The following is a 20,221-nucleotide window of genomic DNA, read 5'->3' as shown; positions in this document are numbered from 1 at the left end:
AACTGTTGTGTCAGAACGAGATCAGCCGACGGACTTGGCGGCCTTCACGAGCTCGTCCACCGCGTACGGCATGGACGCGAGGGTCGCCTGCGAGATCGCGGCACCGACGGCCGCGCCCTCGCTGTCGAGGATGTAGTGGACCTTGCCGGCCTTGACCGCGGGCAGGTTGTTGAAGAGCTCGAAACCCTTGAGCGCCTTCAGGTCCGCCTCGTCGTTGATGATGAAGATGCGGTCGACGTTCATCACGTCGATGCGCTCGGGGGACAGGGACACGAAGAACTTGCCGGCGGCGAGCTCGTCGACCTTCGTGTTGCCCTTGAAGCCGATGCCGGTGAGGACCTGGCTGCGCACGTCGGTCGTGGAGAACGGCCCGATGGCGTCCTTGTACCAGGACGCGACGACCGCGGTCTCGTTCGCCCAGGCCGGGTTCGCTTTCTTGGCCTCGGCGAGCTTGTCGTCGATCGCCTTGATGGCCTTGGCGCCCTCGTCACCCTTGCCGACCGCCTTCGCGACCTGGAGCGCGTTGTCCTGCCACTTGGCGGAGAAGGGCTCCTTCTCCTCCTTGGTGCGGCCGACCACCGGCGCGATCTTGGAGAGCTTGTCGTACCACTCCTGGGTCGCCTCGGAGTAGACGGCGACGATCAGGTCGGGACGCAGCTGCGCGATCTTCTCGAAGTTCGGCTCGGTGTCACCGTTCTTCATGACGACTTCGGGCGTGGTCGTACCCCACTTGTCCTTCACCCACGGCCACTGGGTGTTGATGTCGGGCGTCTTGCCCTCGGGGTTCGGGTACTGGTCGACCATGCCGACCGGGACGACGCCCAGCGCCAGCAGCGTCTGCTCGTCGGTGTAGCCGAGGGAGACGACGCGCTTGGGCGCTTCCTTGATCTCCGTCGTGCCGAAGAAGTGCTCGACCTTGGTCGGGAACGTGCCACCGGAGGCGCCGTTCGTCGCGGGGGTCGTTGCAGGCGTGGAAGAACCGCACCCGGCGAGGACGCTGGCACCGACAACGGCGGCTGCTGCCACAGCTGTCAGTCGCTTCCAGGTCATGGTCGTTCTCTGGCCCATTCGGCACCTCGTTCTTCGCTGCCCACGCGGCGGGGGAAATTAGGACAGGCGAACCTTATCACCCGGTTAGGGCAGGCTAACTTTCGTCTTGGTCACTCTTCGATACCACGTGGGTCCGGCCGATGGGGACGATCAACGGTCGCTCGCTGACGGGGTCGTCGATGACCTTCGCCTGCAGGCCGAACGTCTCCAGCAACAACCCGCTCGTGATCACTTCGCTCGGATGTCCTTGCGCGACAATGGATCCCGACTTCATCACGATCAGGTTGTCGCTGTAGCGGACGGCCAGGTTCAGGTCGTGCAGGACCATGACGATCGTGCAGCCGCCCTCGTGCAGGTCGTCGACGAGGTCGATCACGTCGATCGCGTGCGCGAGGTCCAGGTAGGTCGTCGGCTCGTCGAGCAGCAGCAGGTCCGTGCCCTGGGCGAGCGTCATGGAGATCCACACCCGCTGCCGCTGCCCGCCCGAGAGCGAGTCGACCGGGCGGTGGGCCAGATCGGCCACGCCCGTCATGTGCAACGCCTTGGCCACGACGTCCGCGTCGTCGCTCGACCACTGCCGCACCCAGCTCTGGTGCGGGTGCCGGCCGCGGGCCACGAGGTCGGCGACGGTGAGGCCCTCCGGCGCGATCGGGGTCTGCGGGAGCAGGCCCATCCTCTTCGCGACGTCCTTGGTCTTCAGGCGCGCGATGTCGCCGCCGTCGAGCAGCACCGTGCCCTGGCGCGGTTTGAGCAGCCGGCACAGCGTCCGCAGCAACGTCGACTTGCCGCAGCCGTTGGGGCCGATGACCGTCGTGATCACCCCGGTCGGGATGGCGACGTCCAGGTTGTCGAGCACGACCCGGTCGGCGTACCCGACCGTGACGCCCTTGGCGCCCAGTCGGGCGGCGTCGTTGCGCAGCGCGGTCATAGGGCAACCTTACTTAATGAAGGCTTGCCTCAGGGCGCGCGGTTCACGGCAGCGTCACCGAGACGACCAGGCCACCACCGTCACGGGGCTTCGCCCGCACGGAACCGCTGTGGGCGTGGGCGATCGAGGCGACGATCGACAGGCCGAGTCCGACCCCGCGGTTCGGGCCTGACCGGTCCCTGTCGAGCCGCACGAACGGTTCGAACAACGTCTCCGCGCGGTCCGCGGGCACCAGGCATCCGGTGTTGGCGACCTCGATCGCGGGACTGCCCCCGACCCGGACCTCGACGGTGCCGCCGTTGTTGTACTTGATCGCGTTGTCCAGGAGGTTGGTCACCAGGCGTTCGAGCAGGACGGGGTCGCCGCGCACGGTGCGCCGCGCGATGTCCGGGTGCAGCCGCACGCCGGCCTGGGCGAGCGCCGGTCCGGTGGCGACGAGGACCTGGCTCACGAGCCGGTCCAGCGGCACGTCCTCCAGGTGCTCCAGCCCGCTGTCGGTACTGGCCAGCACGAGCAGCCCCTCGATCAGGTCCTCGCTGCGCGCGTTGACCACCAGGAGCTTCTCGCACAGCTCCCTGGTGGCCCGGTCCTTGCCCAGCTTCACCAGGGCGACCTCGACCATGGTGCGCTGGGTGGCCAACGGTGTGCGCAGCTCGTGCGAGGCGTTGGCGACGAACCGCCGTTGGCTGTCGAACGAGCGGGCCAGCCGGTCGAGCATCTCGTCGAACGTGTCGGCCAGCTCGGTCAGCTCGTCCTTCGGCCCCGGCAGATGGATGCGCTGGTCGAGGTTGTCGGCGCTGAGCTTGCGGGCGGTGGCCACCACCTGGTGCACCGGCCGCAGCATCCCCGCGGCGGCGAGCCTGCCCAGCAGCAGCGCGATCGCGCCCGCGCCGGCCAGGGCGATGCCCGACTGGATGAGCAGCGTCCGGAGCACGTCGGACCGGTACTGCTCGATGGTCATCGGACGGACGACGCTCTGCGCGTTCGCGCTGTCCTCGTGCGTCTGCGGCGCGTCGGTGGCGTTCGACGATCCCGCGGCGGCCGGCCCGCCGTCCTCCAGCAGCGCGCCGCGAACGAGCAGGTAGTTCGTCGTCAGCAGCAGCGCGCCGCTGAACAGCAGCAGCGTGCCGATCAGCAACGACAGCCTGGTCTTGACCGAGAACCGCTTCCGCTTCACCCGGCGAGCTGGTAGCCCACCCCCGGCAGGGTCCTGATCACCGCCGGCAGGCCCAGTTTCCTGCGCAACGTGACCATCGTGACCCGCACCGCGTTCGTGAACGGGTCGATGTGCTCGTCCCATGCCTGCTCCAGCAACTCCTCGGCGCTGACGACGGACCCGTTCGCCCGCATGAGCACTTCCAGGACGGCGAACTCCTTGCGGGACAAGTAGATGAACCTGTCCTCACGCGACACCTGGTGCCGCGGCACGTTCATCTCGATGTCGCCCCACCGCAGCACGGGCGGCAGGGCGGGCTGTGCGCGCCTGCCCAGCGCGTGCACCCTGGCGACCAGTTCCGCGAGGGCGAACGGCTTCGTCAGGTAGTCGTCGGCGCCGATGCCGAGGCCGTGCACCCGTTCCATGACGTTGCGGGCCGCGGTCAGCATGATCACTCGCGTGGTGCTGTGCGAGGACACGAGCGTCTGGCACACCTGGTCGCCGTGCACGTGCGGCAGGTCGCGGTCGAGCACGACGATGTCGTAGCGGTTGACCGCCACGCGTTCCAGCGCGGCCGCTCCGTCGAAGCACACGTCGACGGCCATCGCCTGCTGCCTCAGCCCCTCGGCAATGGCTTCGGCGAGCATCTCCTCGTCTTCGACCACCAGAACTCGCATGCGCCCCATTATGCGCAGCGGGCCGTAAGCAAACCATATGCATTCCCCTTACGGGGTAGAGATCCACTCGTCGGTAGAACTGGTCCGCAAAGGTGGTTTCTCATTCGGAGGCGATTCATGGGTATCCGTACCGGCGGTATTCTCGTCGCATTGGCATGCGTGCTGACCGTGGGTGCCTGCTCCAGTGGCAACGGGGCGGCCGGCGTGCCCTCGCTGCCCGGTGCCCCCTCCAGCGGAGCCTCCACGGGCTCCTCCTCGCTCGGCGAGGACGCGTTCACCAAGTGCATGAAGGAGAACGGGGTCGACGTCAACACACCCGACCAGGAGGGGCAGGGGAAGTCGGAGAGCACCTCGTCGCCGGGTGATCAGGGCCGGTACGACCAGGCGCTGGAGAAATGCCGGAAGTTCATGCCCGACGGTGGCACGAACCCGAAGGCGAGCGAGGAGGAGTTGCGCAAGGCCGTCGAATTCGCCAAGTGCATGCGCGCCAAAGGCGTGAACTATCCCGACCCTGATCCGAATGCCGGTGCGGGAAACGGGGCGGTGCGAATTCCTGAGGGTGTGGACGGCAACGATCCCGTGTTCCGCGAGAAGATGAAGACCTGTCTGCGCGAGTCGAGCGGTCTCGTCCCGGAGGGCGGCAAGTGACCGCGCCGGATGGACGGGAAGCGCTCCGCAGACGCGTGCGGCGCCGGCTGCTGGTGACCACCGTCGTGCTCGTGGTGCTCGCCACGGGAGGCGTCGTGCTGGCCACCGGGGTCGCGACCTCGCCGCGGTCCGCGCCGAAGTCCGCGCCACCGCCTCCGGCCACGGCGAAGATCGTGAAGACCGACCTGGTCGACCAGGTCAAGGTGGACGGCACCGTGGGGCACGGCACCGCGACCGCGCTGGCCGGGCGCAAGGCGGGCACGCTGACGTGGCTGCCGGAGCAGGGCAAGGTGATCGGCCGCGGCGAGTCGCTCTACGCCGTCGACGCGGTCGGCGTGAAGCTGCTGCTCGGCACGACCCCGCTGTACCGGGAGATCCGCGCCGGCGTGCCGCCGGGGCCGGACGTCACCGTGCTGCAGGAGAACCTGGTGGCGCTCGGGCACAAGGACGCGGGACCGCCCGACGGGGAGTTCGGGGCGAAGACCGAGCGTGCGCTGAAGAAGTGGCAGAAGGCGGCCGGGCTGCCGCAGACCGGCACGCTGGGTCCCGGCGACGCCCTGGTGCTGCCGGCCGCGGTGCGGGTCGACGCCGTCACCGCGCAGCTCGGCGCGGCCGCGGAGGGCGAGCTGATGAAGGTCACCGGAACCGGACGGCTGGTGACCGCCAAGATCGACCAGGCGCGCCGGGCCTACGTCGCGGTCGGAGCGAAGGTGGAGGTCGTGCTGCCCGGCTCGCGGACCGTTCCGGGCAAGGTGCTCTCGGTGGCGACGGGCACCGGCAAGGAGCAGGAGAACGACCTGGTGGCCGTGATCGGCCTCGACGACCCGGCGGCGGTCCCGGAGTCCGGCCAGGTGTCGGTCGTGCTGTCCGGCGCGCGACGGGACGGCGTGCTCGCCGTGCCGGTGCGGGCGCTCGTGGCTCCGGCCGGTGGCGGTTACGCCGTGGAGGTCGTGCGCGACGGACGGCGCGACCTGATCAGGGTCGAGCCGGGCATGTTCGCGTCCGGCCTCGTCGAGGTGTCGGGTGAAGGCCTGGCCGAAGGCGCCGAGGTGGTGATCGCGTCATGACGGCGGTCCTCGAACTGGTCGACGTGTCGAAGGTCCACCCCGGCCCGGTGGTGGCGCTGCGGGGCGCGTCGATCCGGGTGGTCCCCGGTGAACTGGTCGCCATCGTCGGACCCTCCGGTTCCGGCAAGTCGACGATGCTGCACCTGCTGGGCGCACTCGACCTGCCCAGCACCGGCCGGGTCCTGGTCAACGGGCACGACGTGAGCGAGCTGACCGACCGGCGGCTGTCCGCGCTGCGGGCGTCGTGGCTGGGCTTCGTGTTCCAGCAGTTCCACCTGACCGAGGGACTGACCGCACGGGAGAACGTGGTGGCCGCCGAGGTCTACCGCGGCGTGCCGAGGCGGGAACGGCGCGCCCGCGCGGACGAGGCACTGGCCCGCGTCGGGCTGACCCACCGGGCCGACCACTTCCCCTCCGAGCTGTCCGGCGGCGAGAAGCAGCGGGTCGCGATCGCCCGCGCGGTGGTGAACCGGCCCGCCGTCGTGCTGGCCGACGAACCGACCGGGAACCTCGACTCCGCCTCCGGCACGGAGGTGCTCGCGTTGCTGCGGGAGCTGAACGCCACGGGCACGACGGTCGTGCTGATCACGCACGACCGCGCCATCGCCGAGGCCACGCCCCGGCGCGTGGAGGTCCTCGACGGCCGGATCAGCCTCGACACCGGAGGCCGAGCATGATCCCGCTGCCGAAACCCAACCGCCTCCCACCGCGCGACGTCCTGGTGCTGGGCCTCGCGGGATTGCGCACCCGGCTGACCCGCACCGCGCTCGCCGCGCTCGGCATCTCCATCGGGATCGCCGCGCTGGTCGCCGTGGTCGGCGTGCCGGCGTCGAGCCAGGCCGCGCTCCGGGCGCAGCTCGCCGCGCTCGGACCGAACCTGCTGACCGTGGCGCCGGGCGAGGACCTGCTCAGCTCGTCCAAGGCCAAGCTCCCGCCGGACTCGCTGGCCATGATCCGGCGCATCCCGCCGGTGCAGGCCGTGTCCGCCACCGGCGCGACGACGGCGACGGTGCGGCGCAGCGATCTGGTTCCGCGCGACGAGAACGGCGGCATCAGGGTCGCGGCGAGCGCGCTCGACCTGCTCGCCGTGGTGCAGGGCCGGGTCCGCGCCGGGGCGTTCCTCTCGACCGCGACCGAGGGGTACCCGGTGGTGGTGCTGGGAGACCGGGCCGCCCGCGTGCTGGGGGTCGAGCCGCGTGAGGACGGGGCCGCGTCCTCGGTGTGGATCGCGGACCGGCAGTTCGTGGTGGCGGGAGTGCTGGAGCCGGTGCCGCTCGCGCCGGAGCTCGACAGCTCCGCGCTGGTGGGATGGTCCGCCGCGCAGCGCTACCTCGGCTTCGACGGCACACCGGGTCTCGTCTACGTGCGGGCGGCGGAGCACGCCGTCGAGGCGGTGAAGGCGGTGCTGGGACGCACGGTCAACCCGGAGCGTCCGAACGAGGTGCTGGTCAGCAGGCCGTCCGACGTGCTGGTCGCGCAGCGGGCCACCGAACGCGCGTACTCCGCGCTGTTCCTGGGGCTCGGCGCGGTGGCACTGCTCGTCGGCGGCATCGGGGTGGCCAACACGATGGTCATCTCGGTGCTGGAACGGCGCAGGGAGATCGGGCTGCGCCGGGCCCTGGGGGCGACCCGGCGCCAGATCGGTGCCCAGTTCCTCACCGAGTCGGTCGGGCTCGCCGTGGCCGGTGGCCTCGCGGGCGTCCTGCTCGGCACCGCGGTCACGACCGGTTACTCGATCGTGCAGGGCTGGCCGGCTGTGCTTCCCCTGCCCGTGTTGCTCGGCGGAGTCGGCGCCGCAGTGGTCATCGGCGTCCTCGCCGGTGTGTATCCGGCGATCCGCGCGGCGCGCCTACCCCCCACGGCAGCGCTCGCGGACGCCTGAGCGACACGCGGAAGCGGTCCCCGGCAGCAGCGCCGGGGACCGCGTTCGTGACAGGACTGCGCGAGATCAGCCTCTGCTCTGGATACCGGAGCCGGTGCGGTAGTAGCCGGACGGGCAGACCTGGAGGATGTACCAGGACCCGCGACCGAGCCACCGGGTGTAGTAGGTCCAGCCGTTGCTGCAGGACAGGTACGACCGGATCTCCCCGGAGTTGACGGTGCAGTCGCGCTCCACGCCGTTGCTGTAGAGCACGCTGTAGCAGCTCCAGACCGCTGCCGTCGACGGTGGCGCCGCCTCGACGACCGGCGCGGCCTGCACCGCCGCCGACTGGGGCGCGGCCGAGGCCCCCTGCGCTCCCAGGGCACCCCCGGCGACGAGGACGAGCGACAGGACCAGCATCTTGAACAGGCGCGTGAAGGGCGCACTCGTGTGACGGATGTTCATCGGCGGACTGTCCTCCTTGGATTGAAACAATTGCGGACGGCAGAATTCTGACCGCAAATCCCAGGAGTCATGAGTAATGGAAGTAAATACTTCCAGGTCGCATAAATTTGTCATGGCGAATCGTTGCCGCCGCAATGCCGCTAGCACGCCGGCGGCGCCGAGGGAAGTCGTGGAAGCGGTGTCTTCCGTGTGTCCTTCGGGGTCATCCGGATGGCGCAGCCGAATGGTCGGCTTATGATTTTCTTATGCGGCTGGTGGCACACTCGTTGCGGGGAGCATCGCGCAGGGGGGAATATTCCGCCGCAGGACTATTCCATCCGCGATGGTCGTCTGCGCCGGAGGGGGAAGCCGGATGGAAAGTTCAGAACCGCATAGAAGTCGTTCGTCACCGTGGAGACGATCTCCTGGCCGGCCGCGCCACGGGAGGGAGGCCCCGGTGCTGAACGTGGACGAGTTCGCGGCGGCGATCGGGGTGACGACCCGCACGGTCCGCGCCTACCACGCGCGGGGGCTGTTGCCGCCGCCGGTGAGGGCCGGGCGCACGCCGTACTACCTGCGCGGGCATCTGGTTCGCATGCGGCAGGTCCTGTGGTTTCAGCGGCAGGGGCTGTCGCTGGACGCCGTTCAGGCACTGCTCGAACCGGACGCGTTCCTGAGTCGCGTGCTGACGGTAGGCCGCGGCGTGACCGAGGCGATCCGCGAGCGCGCCGACCTGACGGAGTCGATGGTGGAGGGCGGCCTGCTGGCCAGGCGGGCGGACGGCACGGTGGAGGTCTGCGCGCCGCGAGCTCTGCTGCTCGCCTCCGCCCAGGGAACGTCCACGGTCGCCGCGCTGGTACGGCTCGCCGAGGTCGCGGAGGACATCGCGCCCCAGGCGGACGCGGTGCTCGACGTGTTGTGGCGGGCGAATCCCTGCCCGACCGGGAACAACGGACTGACCCTCGAAGAACTGGCCGCTCTCGCCATCGAGGTCATTCGCGCGCGGGTAACGCACGTGGTGCGCCAGCAAAGCCTGCTCGTCCCGCCTGGCTGAAACTCCGCCGAGGTGTTTCGTCGAATCGCGGAAAATCACTTCTCATTCATTCCGGCGAGCGGGTGAATTCCTGGAGTCGCGACCCCGTGCACATTAGGCGAAGACGTCAGGCCGCGCGCTTCACGTTCGCGCGCACCAGCAGGTAGACCAGGAATGGTCCGCCGATGATCGCCGTGACGACGCCCACCGGGAGATCGTTGGGCAGCACGCTCCGCGCGAGCAGATCGGAGCCGATCAGCAGCAGCGCGCCGAACAGACCGGACGCCAGCAACGGCGGCACGGGGGAGCGCAGCAGTCGCATGGTGATCTGCGGCGCGACCAGGGCGACGAACGGCACCGGGCCCGCGGCGGAGACCGCGACGCCCGCGAGCAGCACCGCGCACAACAACAGGACGGCGCGCACGGCCGAGTACCGGACGCCGAGTCCGGCGGCGACGTCGTCGCCGAAGTGCATCGGCTGGAGCTGGAAGGCGATCACCATCACCACGACGACCAGCGCGATCGTGACCCAGAGCGTCGTCCAGACCTCGGTCCACCTCCGCGAGTCGAGCGACCCGACGAGCCAGCGTTGCGCGCGGGCGACGTCGCGGATGTCGGCCAGCACCAGCAGCCACGTCGTGAGCGCCTGCATGACCGCGCTGACCGAGACGCCGATGAGGATCAGCCGGAACCCGTCGATGCCCTTCTTCCACGTCATGAAGTAGACGAGCAACCCCGTCAGCAGGCCGCCGGTCAGCGCCGCCGCCGGCAGTCCCATGGCGCCGCCGATCGCCGTGCCACCACCGGCCGTCACGATGAACACCGCGGTCGCGCTGGCTCCGCCGGTGATGCCGAGCACGTCCGGGCTGGCCAGCGCGTTGCGGGCGATCGACTGCGTCAGCGCGCCGGAGATCCCGAGCGAGACCCCGGCGATGAGACCGACCAGGGCGCGCGGCATCCGCAGGTCCATGATCACGAACTCGTCGACCCGCTCGCCCTGCCCGAACAGCGTCCTGACCACCGCGGGCAGCTCGATCGTGAAGTCGCCGATCGAGATCGACACGCAGAAGATCAGAAACGTCAGCGCGGCCAGCACGACCGTCACGAGCACGACCCACGGCCGCCAGACCCAGGACCAGCCGCCGACGCGGACGCCGCGGTGCATTTCGGGTGCGTTGATCATGCCTGCCTGAACTTCCCGAGCCAGACCAGCACCGCGAAGAACGGGGCGCCGATGAGGGCGATGACGATGCCGGCCTGCAGTTCGGCGGGCCGTACGACGAGCCGTCCCGCGATGTCGCCGAGCAGCAGCACGGCCGCGCCGAGCAACCCCGCGTACGGCACGAGCCAGCGGTAGTCCGGTCCGGTGAGCCACCGCGCGATGTGCGCGACCATCAGACCGAGGAACGCGATAGGCCCGCACGCCGCCGTGGCCGCGCCCGCGAGCAGCGTGACGGCGACGACGCCGACGGTGCGTCCCGCCGCGATGTTCACGCCGAGGCCGCGCGCGACGTCGTCACCGAGGTTGAACAGGTTGAGCACCGGCAGGTTGACCAGCGCCAGTACGAGCCCGACGGCGACGAAGATCGCCGCGACCACGATCACGTCCCACCCGACGCCCTGCACCGAGCCCGCGTTCCAGAACCGCAGCACGTCGAGCGTCTGCTTGTCGCCCAACGCCACCGCGGTCGTCATCGCGGCCAGGAACACCGTGACGCCCTGACCCGCCAACGCGAGCGTGAGCGGGTTGCCCGCGCCGCGGCCCAGGCTCGACAGCCCGAACACCACCACGCCCGCCGCCGCGGCGCCGAGGAACGCGAACCACATGTACTGGACCGGGTTCTGCAGGCCGAACAGGTAGACCGACAACACCACGGCGAACGACGCCCCGGAGTTGACGCCGAGCAGACCGGTGTCCGCGATGGGGTTGCGCGTGTGTCCCTGGATCAACGCGCCCGCGACGCCGAGCGCGAGGCCCGCCACGAGCGCGAGCACCGTCCGCGGCACGCGCAGCGTCTGCACGATCAACGTGATCTCGGTGAGCCGCTGGTCGCCGCCGGGATCGCCGAACAGCCCCTGCCACACCTCGGCCGGGGTGAGCGACCGCGCGCCGACCACCAGCGACAGCACCGATGCCACGGCCAGCAACACCAGCAACCCCACCAGCCCGAGACGCCGTCGCCGGTGCGGGCGCTCCTGTGCTGGCGCGGGTTCGAGCCCGCGTTGCTCCACGACCATGCTCACGACGGGTTACGTTAGCTGCCGCCCGGCGCGTTGACCTAGGGCACCCTTACCTAACCCCGGGTCTCGATGGCCTTCACGGTCTTCGCGAGAGCTCCGCCGAGCACCTTCCCGCCGAGCAGCCCGAGTGCGAGACCGAGCAGCTTTCCCTTGAGGTTCTTGCCTTCGCGCACCACTTCGGCGCGCACGAGCGTCGTGCCGTCGGCCTGCCTGGTGAACGTGTAGGTGTGACCGGAACGGCCGCCCCACACGTTGGAGTCGACGGTGGTCAGCACGACGTGGCTGAGATCGGACCAGTCGTAGTGCAGGCGTTCCCAGATGCCGCCGGACCCCTCGGTGACGTCGGCGAACGTGTCGCCCCGGTCGTGCACCCGCAGGTCGGCGTCGGCGCTGTTGGGAAAGAGCTCCGCGCGGCCGGGGCCGAAGTCGGTGAGCCCGGCGACGAACTGCTCGGGCGTCGCGGTGGTCTGCTGGGTCAGGGTGATGGTGGGCATGTCGTCCGCTCCTCGTGCTGCTGTGTGCAGGAGTCAGACTTCCCGGGCCGGGCGGTTGTTCGCGCCCGTGAGTGTCCCTGGTCCGAGTTGGGCGGGGAACACCCGGCCGCGGTGCGGTTGGCGGTGAAACCGAGCCACGCCGCCGCTGCCACACCGGTAGTCCGGCCGCGACTGGCACGGCCTCCAGGAGAAGCCGGCGTCTTGCCATGCGCACCGCGTCCTCGTCGACGATTCTGGGAGCGCTCCCAGAATTCGGTCCGGATCGTCGAGGGCCAAGACGACGTTCGGAGTCTTCGCGCAAGCCGAGACCGTCCACATTCGACAGTCGAATCGAGTCGAATGCTTTGGGGGAATGAGGAAACCGGAGACGTGATGTCAGGACGGTTGGCCGAGGTCCGGCAGCCCCCGCGGCTCGAGGCGGCCACGTCTGTCACTCAATGCACCGTTGCGATCTCGGAGGGTGATGGATAAGGTGAAATTGGGAGCGCTCCCAGATCGATCGCTGTTGCTCGATCATCGGAGAATGGAGGCTCAACCATGCGTCTGCACACTTCCTCCGGTTCCGTCGCCAGACGTAGAGGCATTGTTGCCGTGATCGTCGGAATGCTGGCCTGCACCGCCCTCTGGGCCCCGCCGGCCTCGGCGCACGGCACCATCGTCGGCCCCGCGACCCGCGCCTACCAGTGCTGGAAGACCTGGGGCAGCCAGCACACGAATCCCGCTATGCAGCAACAGGATCCCATGTGCTGGCAAGCCTTCCAGGCCAACGCCGACACGATGTGGAACTGGATGAGCGCGCTGCGGGACGGGCTCGGCCGAAACTTCCAGGGGGCGACCCCGGACGGGCAGCTCTGCAGCAACGCCCTCTCCCGCAACAACTCCCTGAACACACCTGGCCGGTGGAAGACCACCAACGTCGGCAGCACCTTCTCGATGCACCTGTACGACCAGGCGACTCACGGTGCCGACTTCTTCCGGGTCTACGTGAGCAAGAACGGGTACGACCCCACCACTCAGAGACTCGGGTGGGGCAACCTGGACTTCATCATGCAGACCGGCAGGTACGCCCCGGCCAAGGACATCACGTTCAACGTCCAGACCTCCGGCGCCTACCGCGGTCACCACGTCGTGTTCACGATCTGGCAGGCGTCGCACCTGGACCAGGCCTACATGTGGTGCAGTGACGTGAACTTCGGTTAGAAGGTCCATCCGATGTGGTGCGTGCCCTCGGTGCTTCCCGTGGGCACGCACCCGCGTCGTCAGCCGGCGACCAGGCGCCGGCGGTCGTCCGTGCTGCCGCTGCCGGGGTGGTGATCAACGTCCATCTGCGGTCGGCGGTGCCGTCGGCGTTCGGGGTTGGAGTTGCTCGCGCAGGCGCCCGGCCTCCTCCTCGCGGCCCTGTTGTTCGAGCATGCCCAACGCCCGTTGCCAGACCTTCGCGGCCTGTTCGGACTGTCCGAGCGCGAGGTGGGTGCGGCCGAGGTTCATCAACGTGTTGGCGGTGCCGTAGTCGTCGTCCGCCGTCCGGTACAGCTCGATCGCGCGCTCGTAGCCTTGTCACGGAGCTTCCGGAACCGCGCGAGGTCCACAGGCGACTCGTCCGCGACGAGCACGTGTCCGGAAGGCCCGCCGGCCAGTGTGACCGCGTCGGCGAAGGCGTGGCGCAACCGCGAGAGGTAGCTGTGCAACGTGGCCCGCGACCGCTGCGGCGGGTCGGCGCCCCAGACGTGTTCGGTCAGCTGCCGCACGGTCACGACCTTGCCGACGTCGATCGCCAGCGCGGCCGGCACGCACCGCTGCCGCGCGTGCCCCAGTTCGACGGGGTGGCCGTCGACCCGCGCGCTCACCTCTCCGAGCAGCGCGATCTCGACCGTCACGACCGCCCTCCGATCAGCTGTCCTTCTCGGCGGCGAGAAGCGACACGACGGCCAGCCCGGTGTTGACGGCGGAGATGATCGTGGTCAGCTTCGCCGCCCTGGCCGGCAGCTCGCCGCGCCTGCCGGCGTAGACAGCGGCAGCGGTGTCCGTGGCGTGAATGAGCACGGCCTGCCGCAACACCCGGCGGGCGTTCGCGTCACCGCTCTTCAACGTCAGCAGGTCCACGCCGAGGACGAGCGTGCGGATGCCGAACATGCGGGCCGGGTAGACGAACCTCTTGTCGTCGCCCAGTTCGTCGCCGAGGCTCTTCGCCATCCGTTCGGCGGCGACCAGTCCCAGCGCGCCGTTGAAGATCCGGACGCAGGCCAGAGCGGTCCGCGTGACATCGCCCAGCTTCATGTCGCCACCTCGTGTCGATCACCCTTGAGCGGAGTTTAGGTGTTCGCCGAGCCACTGCTCGATGTCGTGCCAGGCCGCCCGCGCCATGCCGTTGTCCCGGTTGGTGAAGCCGTGCCGCGACTCCGGGTAGACCTTGAGATCGACCTCGCCGCCCGCCCCGACGACGCGCGCCGCCATCGCCAGGTTGTCCTCCAGGATGACGTCCTGGTCGCCGACGACCATCAGGAACGGCGGCAGTCCGCGCAGATCGGCGAAGACGGGGGACAGGTCCGGGATCGTCCTGTCCGGCACGTGCCCCGCGTAGGCCTCGATGAAGTACTCGTCCGCGATCAACCGGCCTGCCGGGGTCAGCCCGCTCACGTCGTAGGTGCCGAACTGGAGAACCGCCCCGCTGAACCGCGCAGCCTTGCCCTGGTCGCGCAGTCGCAGCAGCGTGGTGACGGCGAGGGTCGATCCCGCCGAGAAACCCCCGATGGCGAGCCGGTCCGTGCCGAACCGCTCCCCGGCGTTGTCCAGGAGCCAGTGCGCTGCCGTCTCGGCGTCGTCGGGAGCGGCGGGCCAGGGGTGTTCCGGGGCGAGCCGGTAGTCGACGCTTACGACCACGATGCCGAGCGCGTCCGCGAGCCGCTGGTTGCGGGCGTCGTCCTGCGCCGCCGAACCCAGGTAGAAGCCGCCACCGTGGAAGTCCAGGTAGACGCCGCGCGGCGCGCTCGTGGGATGGAGGATCCTGATGGGCACCTGCCGGCCGTCGGCTTCGATCAGGGTGTTGTCGTCGGGGGCTTCGGTCCGGAACTCCCGCAGTTCGCCGGGGTTGCTCGGACCTCGCCTCATGCCCCGCTCGGCGTTCGTCCGGCGCGACTCCTCGACGTGCGCGGCCAGTTTTGGATCAATGAAGCTCTCCAGTCGCATGGACAAGTCCTATCGTGTGGCCATGAGCCGGGGCAGGGCGGCAGTGGTGCTGCGCAGGAAGTTCGACAGCGTCCTCAGCTGGACCGTGACGCTGGGCATGCTGGTCACGACCGTGTACGTGCTGCTCACCCCGTTTCCCGGCAACGGGTTCGCGCAGCGGCTGGAGTTCATCGCGATCATGGCGCCGATCACCTGGTTCGTGTGGATGGTCGGTGCGCACGCGGCGGTGAAGATCTACGACTCGGGCGTGCTGGTGGTGAACTGGTTCCGCGCGTACTGGGTGCCGTGGGCCGACCTCGCGTCGGTCGAGTCGAAGCGCGAGGTCCACCTCGTCACCACGGCGGGGGAGCGGATCAACGTCGCCGCCGGGGCGTTCTCCGTCGCGAGCTCCCTGAACGGAAGCCGGGTGCAGCACCGGATCCGGGAGGAGATCGAACGGCACCGGCCGGACCCCGTGCCGGCGGAGAACGGGGTGCGCAGGAGCTTCGACCTGGTGCTGTGGCAGTTCGCGGGCGTGGTGGGGTTCCTGCTCGTCGTCGCGTGGATCGGTGCGCGCATCAACGCCGGGTAGACGATTGGACAGGCGGCGCGGCTTCTCGCCCATGTGCCGGTGGTGATCCGCCCGTGTTCAATCGGACTCATGAGCGATTCGCTGACCACCGAGGATCTGGAGTTCCTGCGCCGCCCGCTCTACGGGTTCCTGTCCGTCGCGGCGGGGCCGGTGCCCGCACAGCCGCGGCCGGTGTGGTTCGAGGCCACGGCCGAGGGGACGATCCAGCTGTTCACCGACCCGAACTCGCTGAAGGTCCGCCGCCTGCGCCGCGATCCCCGCGCCTCGATCGTCGTCGCCGCCCCGGTGAGGGAACGCGAGCGCTGGCTGGCGGTCTCCGGCCACGTCACGGTGGAGACCGACGGGGCGCACGAACTGGCCGAACGGCTGGCTGCCCGCTACTGGGACGCCGACGACCCGTCCCGCGTCGCCGACCTCGCCGAGATCCTCGGCGCCGACCAGGTCCGGCTCGTCCTCCAGCCGGACGACGTGCGCCGGTTCGTCTACTGAGCCGTCAGTTCCACGGTGGATCCCATTCCCAGCGCATGCCGTAGACGCCGGGTGCCGCGTCCGGCTGGGCGATCATCGCGGTGCCACGGCTGATCAGCGTGGCGTCGCCCTGGTCGGTTCCGCGTGGTGTGCCGAGGAACCGCACACACCGGGCGGGTGAAGGGGTTCTGCGAAAGGAGACCTGGAGGACGTACAGGTTCGTCGGCTGGGTGATCACCCGGAAGTACTCGTCCTCGGCCAGCGGCCGGTCGAAGACGCAGTCGTACTCGATGACGAACGTCTCGTCCCGCCGGTAGACCCGGTCGAGCAGTAGTTCGGTTCCGAGCAGGTGGGCCGAGTCGTCGCGCACCGTGGTGCCGGTCCGGCAGCGGCGGACCGGCACCACGCGGATGTCGTTCAGGTCCCGCTTCGGTTCCGCCGTGCAGCCGACGCACCAGCGGTCCACCGCGTGGCTGCCCGTCACCGTTCCCATGATCTTGGTGCGAACGGTGCGCAGCAGGCGGTTCTCGCTCACGTGGACCTGGTCCTCGGTCAGGAGCACGCGGACCGGCGCGTTCGAGCCGAGGTGGCTGATCATCCTGCCGATCGCGCTCCACCCGGACGGCACGGTGCTCGCGGTCCTGCCGCGCGGCCTGCGCGGGCCGAGCAGCCGGATCAGCGAGCCGGCCGGAAGCGCGAGCAACTGTTCGATCGCGGCGACGGCGCGCAGCGACTCGGCTCGTTCCGGCCGGTTGTGGCCTGACTGCCAGCTGCTCAGCGTCGCCAGGCCGATCACGATGCCGTGCTGGGCGAGTCTGTTGCGCACGCTCTGGAGCGTCAGACCCCTGGCCCTGATGGCGGACCGCAACGCCGTGCCGAACTCGGCCTCGTTCATCTCACCTCCGGGGAAGACGCCGGAATTCCAGAGTTCTTCCAGAGACTCGTGCCGTGCCAGGCACAGCGCTCGCCGGTTTTCGCTCACCACCGGCCGTGCCCGGTCGATCGCTTGTCGTGACGCGGCCCGTCGATAGTGTCGGCGATCCCTGCACTCCGCTCAAGAACTGGAGTTTCTCGTGTCCCTGCGCAAACTTGTCGCGACGATGGCCGGTGTGGCCGCGCTCGCCCTGACGGTGGTCGCCGCCCCCGCGGCCTCCGCCGAGTCCTCAGCCGCCCTGGCCCGGACCATCACCGTCAGCGGCGGCGGTGAGTACGCGGGCTATGTCCCGCAAGCGATCCAGGTGTGGAACAGCCGGGTTCCGAACATCAGGATGGTCCAGACGAGCGGGGCCGGGAACATCCGGATCTCGGTGACCAGTGGTGGTGGCTCGCGTGCGACCATCGGGCACGGTTCCGGGCAGATCATCCTCGACCGGTTGCAGATCAACGAGGGCTACTCGCCGCTGCGGGTGATCACCCACGAGATGGGCCACACCCTCGGCCTGCGGGACAACTACAACGGCAACTGCAACATCCTGATGTCCGGTGGCAGCGCCGGGTACTCCTGCCGCAACGTGTACCCCAGCGCGGGCGAGGCGAACTGGGTGAACCAGAGCTTCGCGAACGGTCGCGCGGCGAAGTCCGCGGAGCCCACCGAGTGGGTCGTCGAACCGACTTCGTTCGAACACCTCGCGGCGCTCGCGAGCTAGCACGGGGCCGTCCGGGTGGGCCGCGGCCCACCCGGATTCGGCCGCCTTCACGGCAAACGGAACTCAGGAGTCCCGCCGTGCGCCGTAACGCGCTGATCAGTTCGGCCGACAGTCCAGCAGCGAGTCGCGTGAGGACGGTGCGCGAATCTTTGTACCAAGCGATGTCGGTCGGTCGGGGGTAGTGGTGGCGCGCAGGCACCTGCTGGTGATGTTGTTGTGCGTCGGCGCTTGCTCGGCCGAACCCGCGGCGCCGTCACCGTTGCCGCAGACCTCGCTTCAGGTGCCGACGCTGGTCAACGAGGTGGTGCCGCCACAGGACGTGCTCACCGTCGTGCGGGACGTGATCGACGGCCGTACCGTCGAGTTCGCCGACGGCACCAAGGTCCGCATCGCCCTGCTCGCGGAACCCAAGGAGTGCTTCGCGAAGGCCGCGCTCGACTACGCGAGATCGACGTTGCTGGCGAGCTCCGTCCGGTTCACCGTGCTGGCGATCGGCGAGGTGAACCTGGAGTTGGAGGACGGCACGGACTACGCGGTGCTCGCCGTGCGGCAGGGCGCGTTGAAGCCGGAAGGTGTCGACGGCGGGCCGTTGATCGCCGCACGGGACGAGGCCACCGCGGCCAAGCGGGGTTTGTGGGGCCCGCCCTGCGAGGGTTCCGACACGTCCAAGTCCCCGCCCACCACGACGACGACTTCCGCCCCGCCGCGCACGACGACCGCGGTACCGCCGAAGCCGGCGAAGGCCTGCGCCGCCGCCTACCGGATCACCGGGCAGTCGCAGGGCAGGTTCCAGGCGATCCTGACCGTGCGCAACACCGGTTCCGCGGTGGTGAACGGCTGGTCGCTGCTCTGGACGGTGTCGAACGGAGACACCCTCAACGACGTGTCGAACGCCACCGGGCGGCAGACCGGGGCGGTCGTCAGCGTCGCCAACGAGACCTACAACCGGCAGATCGCATCGGGCGGGTCGGTGCAGCTCGGGATCACCGGCACCACGCGCAGCACGCACAAGGCGCCGACCACGTTCTCCCTCAACGGCGTGCAGTGCGCGGTGGAATAGCCAGCGAGGCCAGTGGGACGTGGTGCTGTCCGGCGTGGATGTCGCGGTCCATCAACCCACCCTGGGGGACGGGCCGGGGGAACGAGATCTTGACGACGTTCAGCGACGGGATCCGGAAGATCTGGACGTCCTCGGCGCGCACGCCGTACAGGAACGCGATGGCGTCCTCGTTGATGATCTCGGGCGCGGCTGCCAGGGCGTAGTCCGCGGGGTTGCGCAGGAACAGTTCCATCGTGACCCAGAACGGTCCGGCGTTCTTGGACCGGACCTCCAGCGCGATGTCGCCGAACGTCTGCGCGGGCTGGTCAGTCATGGGCGTGAGCCTTCCGGTGCTCGATGCGGAACATCTCGGTAGGGGTGCGGGTGTCGACGACGTGGTTGAGCGCGAACTCGTAGACCGGGCCGCGTTCGGTCTCGGCGGGGGAGGTCGCGAACGCGAGGCTGGGCAGGTAGGCCATGTCCGGGGTCGGCAGGTGCAGCATCAACGGGTTGGCGACCTTGGCGACGGCGGTCGCGAGCTCCTGGGTGGCGGCGCGGACCAGCAGCATCACGCCGATCTCGCGCGGCGGGCGGGTGGCCGGTTCGAGTTCGCCCAGCACGGCGTCGTAGCCGTAGCGGCGCAGGTCGAAGGAGTAGTCGGCGCTGTCGAGTCCGAGGGTCTGCTCGACTCGCGCGGTGAAGACCTTGACGAACAGGTCGGTCCACTCCTCGATGTTCGCGAGGATGTGCTCGTCGCGGATGGCCGTGAACGACATCGTCTCGTAGCCGGTGATCCTGGCTCCCTCCAGCTTGACCGTGTGCTGCTCGGCCGGGTGGAACTGTGAGCCCTCGACGCGCACGCGCCGTTCGTCGAGGGCCGTGTAGGTGGCCTCGGTGACGTCCAGTTCGCCGGCGGGCTCGCGCATCCGGAACGGGTTCACCGTCTCGTAGAGCATGTGTGCGGCAACGGAGATCGGCGTGCAGGCGGCGTCGGGGTCGAGCGGTTCGATGGTGAAACCGGTGTGGTCGATCGTGGCGAGAACGCCGCCGGTGCGCGGGTTCGTGGTGCACTGCCCGCCGCACTCGACGATCTTCGCCGCGTGCCACGCCGGACCCGCGGGCATGCCCCTCATCAACGGCACCGCGGCGGCGAGAGCGGTGTCGGTCGCGCGGCCCGCCAGCACCACGTCGGCTCCGGCGCGCAGTGCCTCCTCGATCGGTTCGTGTCCCATCATTCCGACGATGTGGGTGCAACCGTCCACAGTGGTCTCGTCGAGTTCGGCGGCCGGTGCCAGCGGGTGCACCGCGCGTTCCCGAAGGCGCTGCTTCACGAAGTCGGCACGTTGCCCGCTCAGGATCGTCGCGACGGACAGGTCGAGCTTCTCCTCGCACAGGATGTCCTCGACGATCCCGGCGACCCAGGCGACGCCCGAGTCGGTGCCGCTGGTGCCGCAGGACCCGACGATCAGCGGAATGCGTGCCTGGGCGGCGGCGCGGAGCAGGATCCGCAGGTCGCGGGCCACGGCAGCGGCGGTCGTCTTGGCGGTGCCCGAACCGAGGTAGTGCGGGCCCGAGTCGGTCGATCCGCCGTCGACGGCGATGACGTCGGCGCCCAGCTCCAGCCCGCGGTCCACAGAGGACTGGGTGAAGCCGGCGCCGAGCATACCGGTGGGCGTCAGGACGCGGACAGCTCCGACAGGAGCGTTCATGTG

The 20,221-nt window shown here is 69.6% G+C and carries 25 protein-coding genes; 10 read left to right on the top strand and 15 right to left on the bottom strand.

Annotated elements, in window-relative coordinates; translation table 11 throughout:
* Positions 1-21: 21 nt before the first annotated feature.
* From BM417_RS09805 to BM417_RS09790, 4 genes are all read right to left on the bottom strand, one after another.
* Entirely contained in the window at positions 22-1,050 is a 1,029-nt protein-coding gene (locus BM417_RS09805; RefSeq protein ID WP_218164412.1) for an iron-siderophore ABC transporter substrate-binding protein, read from the bottom strand.
* Positions 1,051-1,144: 94 nt separating this feature from the next.
* Positions 1,145-1,978 carry an ABC transporter ATP-binding protein gene (locus BM417_RS09800; RefSeq protein WP_093590260.1) on the bottom strand — a complete coding sequence of 278 codons (834 nt, stop codon included), beginning with the start codon at positions 1,976-1,978 and terminating at the stop codon, positions 1,145-1,147.
* A 43-nt stretch (positions 1,979-2,021) separates the two neighbouring features.
* Complete coding sequence (locus BM417_RS09795; protein ID WP_093590257.1) at positions 2,022-3,155, bottom strand: sensor histidine kinase; 1,134 nt, start codon at positions 3,153-3,155, stop codon at positions 2,022-2,024.
* Complete coding sequence (locus BM417_RS09790) at positions 3,152-3,811, bottom strand: response regulator transcription factor (protein WP_093590254.1); 660 nt, start codon at positions 3,809-3,811, stop codon at positions 3,152-3,154. Before BM417_RS09790 ends, BM417_RS09795 begins: the two co-directional genes overlap by 4 nt.
* A gap of 117 nt (positions 3,812-3,928) precedes the next feature.
* On the opposite strand from BM417_RS09790, the gene BM417_RS09785 reads away from it, so the two are divergent.
* Genes BM417_RS09785 through BM417_RS09770 form a run of 4 tightly spaced genes read left to right on the top strand, consistent with a single transcriptional unit; the run spans position 3,929 to position 7,408 of the window.
* A complete protein-coding gene (locus tag BM417_RS09785) occupies positions 3,929-4,459 on the top strand; it encodes a hypothetical protein (RefSeq protein ID WP_143138579.1) in 531 nt (176 codons plus the stop codon).
* The gene (locus BM417_RS09780) at positions 4,456-5,526 is read left to right on the top strand and encodes a peptidoglycan-binding protein (RefSeq protein ID WP_245821813.1); all 1,071 of its coding nucleotides are present in this window, start codon (positions 4,456-4,458) and stop codon (positions 5,524-5,526) included. The genes BM417_RS09785 and BM417_RS09780 overlap by 4 nt, the downstream gene beginning before the upstream one ends.
* Positions 5,523-6,203 (top strand): ABC transporter ATP-binding protein, encoded by a 681-nt coding sequence (locus BM417_RS09775; protein ID WP_093590246.1) that lies wholly within the window; start codon positions 5,523-5,525, stop codon positions 6,201-6,203. Before BM417_RS09780 ends, BM417_RS09775 begins: the two co-directional genes overlap by 4 nt.
* Positions 6,200-7,408, top strand: a complete 1,209-nt coding sequence (locus BM417_RS09770; protein WP_093590243.1) for an ABC transporter permease — start codon at positions 6,200-6,202, stop codon at positions 7,406-7,408. The genes BM417_RS09775 and BM417_RS09770 overlap by 4 nt, the downstream gene beginning before the upstream one ends.
* Positions 7,409-7,474: 66 nt before the next feature.
* Here BM417_RS09770 and BM417_RS09765 read toward each other — a convergent pair whose 3' ends face one another.
* Positions 7,475-7,852, bottom strand: a complete 378-nt coding sequence (locus tag BM417_RS09765; RefSeq protein WP_093590240.1) for a hypothetical protein — start codon at positions 7,850-7,852, stop codon at positions 7,475-7,477.
* A gap of 436 nt (positions 7,853-8,288) precedes the next feature.
* On the opposite strand from BM417_RS09765, the gene BM417_RS09760 reads away from it, so the two are divergent.
* Positions 8,289-8,885 carry a MerR family transcriptional regulator gene (locus BM417_RS09760; protein ID WP_177320352.1) on the top strand — a complete coding sequence of 199 codons (597 nt, stop codon included), beginning with the start codon at positions 8,289-8,291 and terminating at the stop codon, positions 8,883-8,885.
* Positions 8,886-8,991: 106 nt separating this feature from the next.
* Here the strand turns inward: BM417_RS09760 and BM417_RS09755 are convergent, their stop codons facing one another.
* Genes BM417_RS09755 through BM417_RS09745 form a run of 3 tightly spaced genes read right to left on the bottom strand, consistent with a single transcriptional unit; the run spans position 8,992 to position 11,599 of the window.
* Positions 8,992-10,047, bottom strand: coding sequence for a FecCD family ABC transporter permease (locus tag BM417_RS09755; RefSeq protein WP_218164410.1), 1,056 nt, complete (start codon positions 10,045-10,047; stop codon positions 8,992-8,994).
* Entirely contained in the window at positions 10,044-11,102 is a 1,059-nt protein-coding gene (locus BM417_RS09750) for a FecCD family ABC transporter permease (RefSeq protein ID WP_093591068.1), read from the bottom strand. The genes BM417_RS09755 and BM417_RS09750 overlap by 4 nt, the downstream gene beginning before the upstream one ends.
* 56 nt (positions 11,103-11,158) lie before the next feature.
* On the bottom strand, positions 11,159-11,599 hold the full coding sequence (locus tag BM417_RS09745) for a hypothetical protein (RefSeq protein ID WP_093590234.1): 441 nt from the start codon (positions 11,597-11,599) through the stop codon (positions 11,159-11,161).
* 537 nt (positions 11,600-12,136) lie between these two features.
* On the opposite strand from BM417_RS09745, the gene BM417_RS09740 reads away from it, so the two are divergent.
* A complete protein-coding gene (locus BM417_RS09740; RefSeq protein WP_093590231.1) occupies positions 12,137-12,799 on the top strand; it encodes a lytic polysaccharide monooxygenase auxiliary activity family 9 protein in 663 nt (220 codons plus the stop codon).
* 114 nt (positions 12,800-12,913) lie between these two features.
* Here the strand turns inward: BM417_RS09740 and BM417_RS09735 are convergent, their stop codons facing one another.
* From BM417_RS09735 to BM417_RS09720, 4 genes are read right to left on the bottom strand one after another with little or no spacing between them, the layout of a single operon-like run.
* Positions 12,914-13,090: a hypothetical protein gene (locus BM417_RS09735; protein ID WP_245821812.1), complete on the bottom strand. Its 177-nt coding sequence runs from the start codon at positions 13,088-13,090 to the stop codon at positions 12,914-12,916.
* Positions 13,087-13,476, bottom strand: a complete 390-nt coding sequence (locus BM417_RS09730; protein WP_093590225.1) for an AfsR/SARP family transcriptional regulator — start codon at positions 13,474-13,476, stop codon at positions 13,087-13,089. Before BM417_RS09730 ends, BM417_RS09735 begins: the two co-directional genes overlap by 4 nt.
* Before the next feature lie 13 nt (positions 13,477-13,489).
* A complete protein-coding gene (locus tag BM417_RS09725; protein ID WP_093590222.1) occupies positions 13,490-13,876 on the bottom strand; it encodes a hypothetical protein in 387 nt (128 codons plus the stop codon).
* An 18-nt stretch (positions 13,877-13,894) separates the two neighbouring features.
* Positions 13,895-14,785 carry an alpha/beta hydrolase gene (locus tag BM417_RS09720; RefSeq protein ID WP_093590220.1) on the bottom strand — a complete coding sequence of 297 codons (891 nt, stop codon included), beginning with the start codon at positions 14,783-14,785 and terminating at the stop codon, positions 13,895-13,897.
* 22 nt (positions 14,786-14,807) lie between these two features.
* On the opposite strand from BM417_RS09720, the gene BM417_RS09715 reads away from it, so the two are divergent.
* Both BM417_RS09715 and BM417_RS09710 read left to right on the top strand, forming a co-directional pair.
* Positions 14,808-15,356, top strand: a complete 549-nt coding sequence (locus BM417_RS09715) for a PH domain-containing protein (RefSeq protein ID WP_177320351.1) — start codon at positions 14,808-14,810, stop codon at positions 15,354-15,356.
* A 69-nt stretch (positions 15,357-15,425) separates the two neighbouring features.
* Entirely contained in the window at positions 15,426-15,845 is a 420-nt protein-coding gene (locus BM417_RS09710) for a pyridoxamine 5'-phosphate oxidase family protein (protein WP_093590214.1), read from the top strand.
* A gap of 4 nt (positions 15,846-15,849) precedes the next feature.
* On the opposite strand, the gene BM417_RS09705 is transcribed toward BM417_RS09710, so the two are convergent.
* A complete protein-coding gene (locus tag BM417_RS09705; RefSeq protein ID WP_093590211.1) occupies positions 15,850-16,719 on the bottom strand; it encodes a hypothetical protein in 870 nt (289 codons plus the stop codon).
* A gap of 178 nt (positions 16,720-16,897) precedes the next feature.
* Between BM417_RS09705 and BM417_RS09700 the strand changes: the two genes are divergently transcribed.
* On the top strand, positions 16,898-17,470 hold the full coding sequence (locus BM417_RS09700; protein ID WP_245821811.1) for a snapalysin family zinc-dependent metalloprotease: 573 nt from the start codon (positions 16,898-16,900) through the stop codon (positions 17,468-17,470).
* 184 nt (positions 17,471-17,654) lie between these two features.
* The gene (locus BM417_RS09695; protein ID WP_143138577.1) at positions 17,655-18,530 is read left to right on the top strand and encodes a cellulose binding domain-containing protein; all 876 of its coding nucleotides are present in this window, start codon (positions 17,655-17,657) and stop codon (positions 18,528-18,530) included.
* Here BM417_RS09695 and BM417_RS09690 read toward each other — a convergent pair.
* Complete coding sequence (locus BM417_RS09690; protein ID WP_093590205.1) at positions 18,502-18,843, bottom strand: DUF4387 domain-containing protein; 342 nt, start codon at positions 18,841-18,843, stop codon at positions 18,502-18,504. The genes BM417_RS09695 and BM417_RS09690 overlap by 29 nt on opposite strands.
* Positions 18,836-20,218: an acyclic terpene utilization AtuA family protein gene (locus BM417_RS09685; RefSeq protein ID WP_093590202.1), complete on the bottom strand. Its 1,383-nt coding sequence runs from the start codon at positions 20,216-20,218 to the stop codon at positions 18,836-18,838. Before BM417_RS09685 ends, BM417_RS09690 begins: the two co-directional genes overlap by 8 nt.
* Between the last annotated feature and the right edge of the window lie 3 nt (positions 20,219-20,221).

Origin of the sequence: Lentzea waywayandensis (assembly GCF_900115955.1) — a bacterium.
Lineage (GTDB): Bacteria > Actinomycetota > Actinomycetes > Mycobacteriales > Pseudonocardiaceae > Lentzea > Lentzea waywayandensis.
Note: the sequence above shows the minus strand (reverse complement) of the source record. Positions and strands in the feature narration are given on the sequence as shown.

Bases quoted from the DNA above. Each gene is read 5' to 3' on its own strand.
- BM417_RS09755 (WP_218164410.1), bottom strand. From the start codon at position 10,047: ATGATCAACGCACCCGAAATGCACCGCGGCGTCCGCGTCGGCGGCTGG.
- BM417_RS09740 (WP_093590231.1), top strand. From the start codon at position 12,137: ATGCGTCTGCACACTTCCTCCGGTTCCGTCGCCAGACGTAGAGGCATT.
- BM417_RS09705 (WP_093590211.1), bottom strand. From the start codon at position 16,719: ATGAACGAGGCCGAGTTCGGCACGGCGTTGCGGTCCGCCATCAGGGCC.
- BM417_RS09690 (WP_093590205.1), bottom strand. From the start codon at position 18,843: ATGACTGACCAGCCCGCGCAGACGTTCGGCGACATCGCGCTGGAGGTC.
- BM417_RS09750 (WP_093591068.1), bottom strand. From the start codon at position 11,102: ATGGTCGTGGAGCAACGCGGGCTCGAACCCGCGCCAGCACAGGAGCGC.
- BM417_RS09800 (WP_093590260.1), bottom strand. From the start codon at position 1,978: ATGACCGCGCTGCGCAACGACGCCGCCCGACTGGGCGCCAAGGGCGTC.
- BM417_RS09790 (WP_093590254.1), bottom strand. From the start codon at position 3,811: ATGCGAGTTCTGGTGGTCGAAGACGAGGAGATGCTCGCCGAAGCCATT.
- BM417_RS09785 (WP_143138579.1), top strand. From the start codon at position 3,929: ATGGGTATCCGTACCGGCGGTATTCTCGTCGCATTGGCATGCGTGCTG.
- BM417_RS09765 (WP_093590240.1), bottom strand. From the start codon at position 7,852: ATGAACATCCGTCACACGAGTGCGCCCTTCACGCGCCTGTTCAAGATG.
- BM417_RS09770 (WP_093590243.1), top strand. From the start codon at position 6,200: ATGATCCCGCTGCCGAAACCCAACCGCCTCCCACCGCGCGACGTCCTG.
- BM417_RS09745 (WP_093590234.1), bottom strand. From the start codon at position 11,599: ATGCCCACCATCACCCTGACCCAGCAGACCACCGCGACGCCCGAGCAG.
- BM417_RS09720 (WP_093590220.1), bottom strand. From the start codon at position 14,785: ATGCGACTGGAGAGCTTCATTGATCCAAAACTGGCCGCGCACGTCGAG.
- BM417_RS09685 (WP_093590202.1), bottom strand. From the start codon at position 20,218: ATGAACGCTCCTGTCGGAGCTGTCCGCGTCCTGACGCCCACCGGTATG.
- BM417_RS09715 (WP_177320351.1), top strand. From the start codon at position 14,808: ATGAGCCGGGGCAGGGCGGCAGTGGTGCTGCGCAGGAAGTTCGACAGC.
- BM417_RS09805 (WP_218164412.1), bottom strand. From the start codon at position 1,050: ATGACCTGGAAGCGACTGACAGCTGTGGCAGCAGCCGCCGTTGTCGGT.
- BM417_RS09710 (WP_093590214.1), top strand. From the start codon at position 15,426: ATGAGCGATTCGCTGACCACCGAGGATCTGGAGTTCCTGCGCCGCCCG.
- BM417_RS09775 (WP_093590246.1), top strand. From the start codon at position 5,523: ATGACGGCGGTCCTCGAACTGGTCGACGTGTCGAAGGTCCACCCCGGC.
- BM417_RS09725 (WP_093590222.1), bottom strand. From the start codon at position 13,876: ATGAAGCTGGGCGATGTCACGCGGACCGCTCTGGCCTGCGTCCGGATC.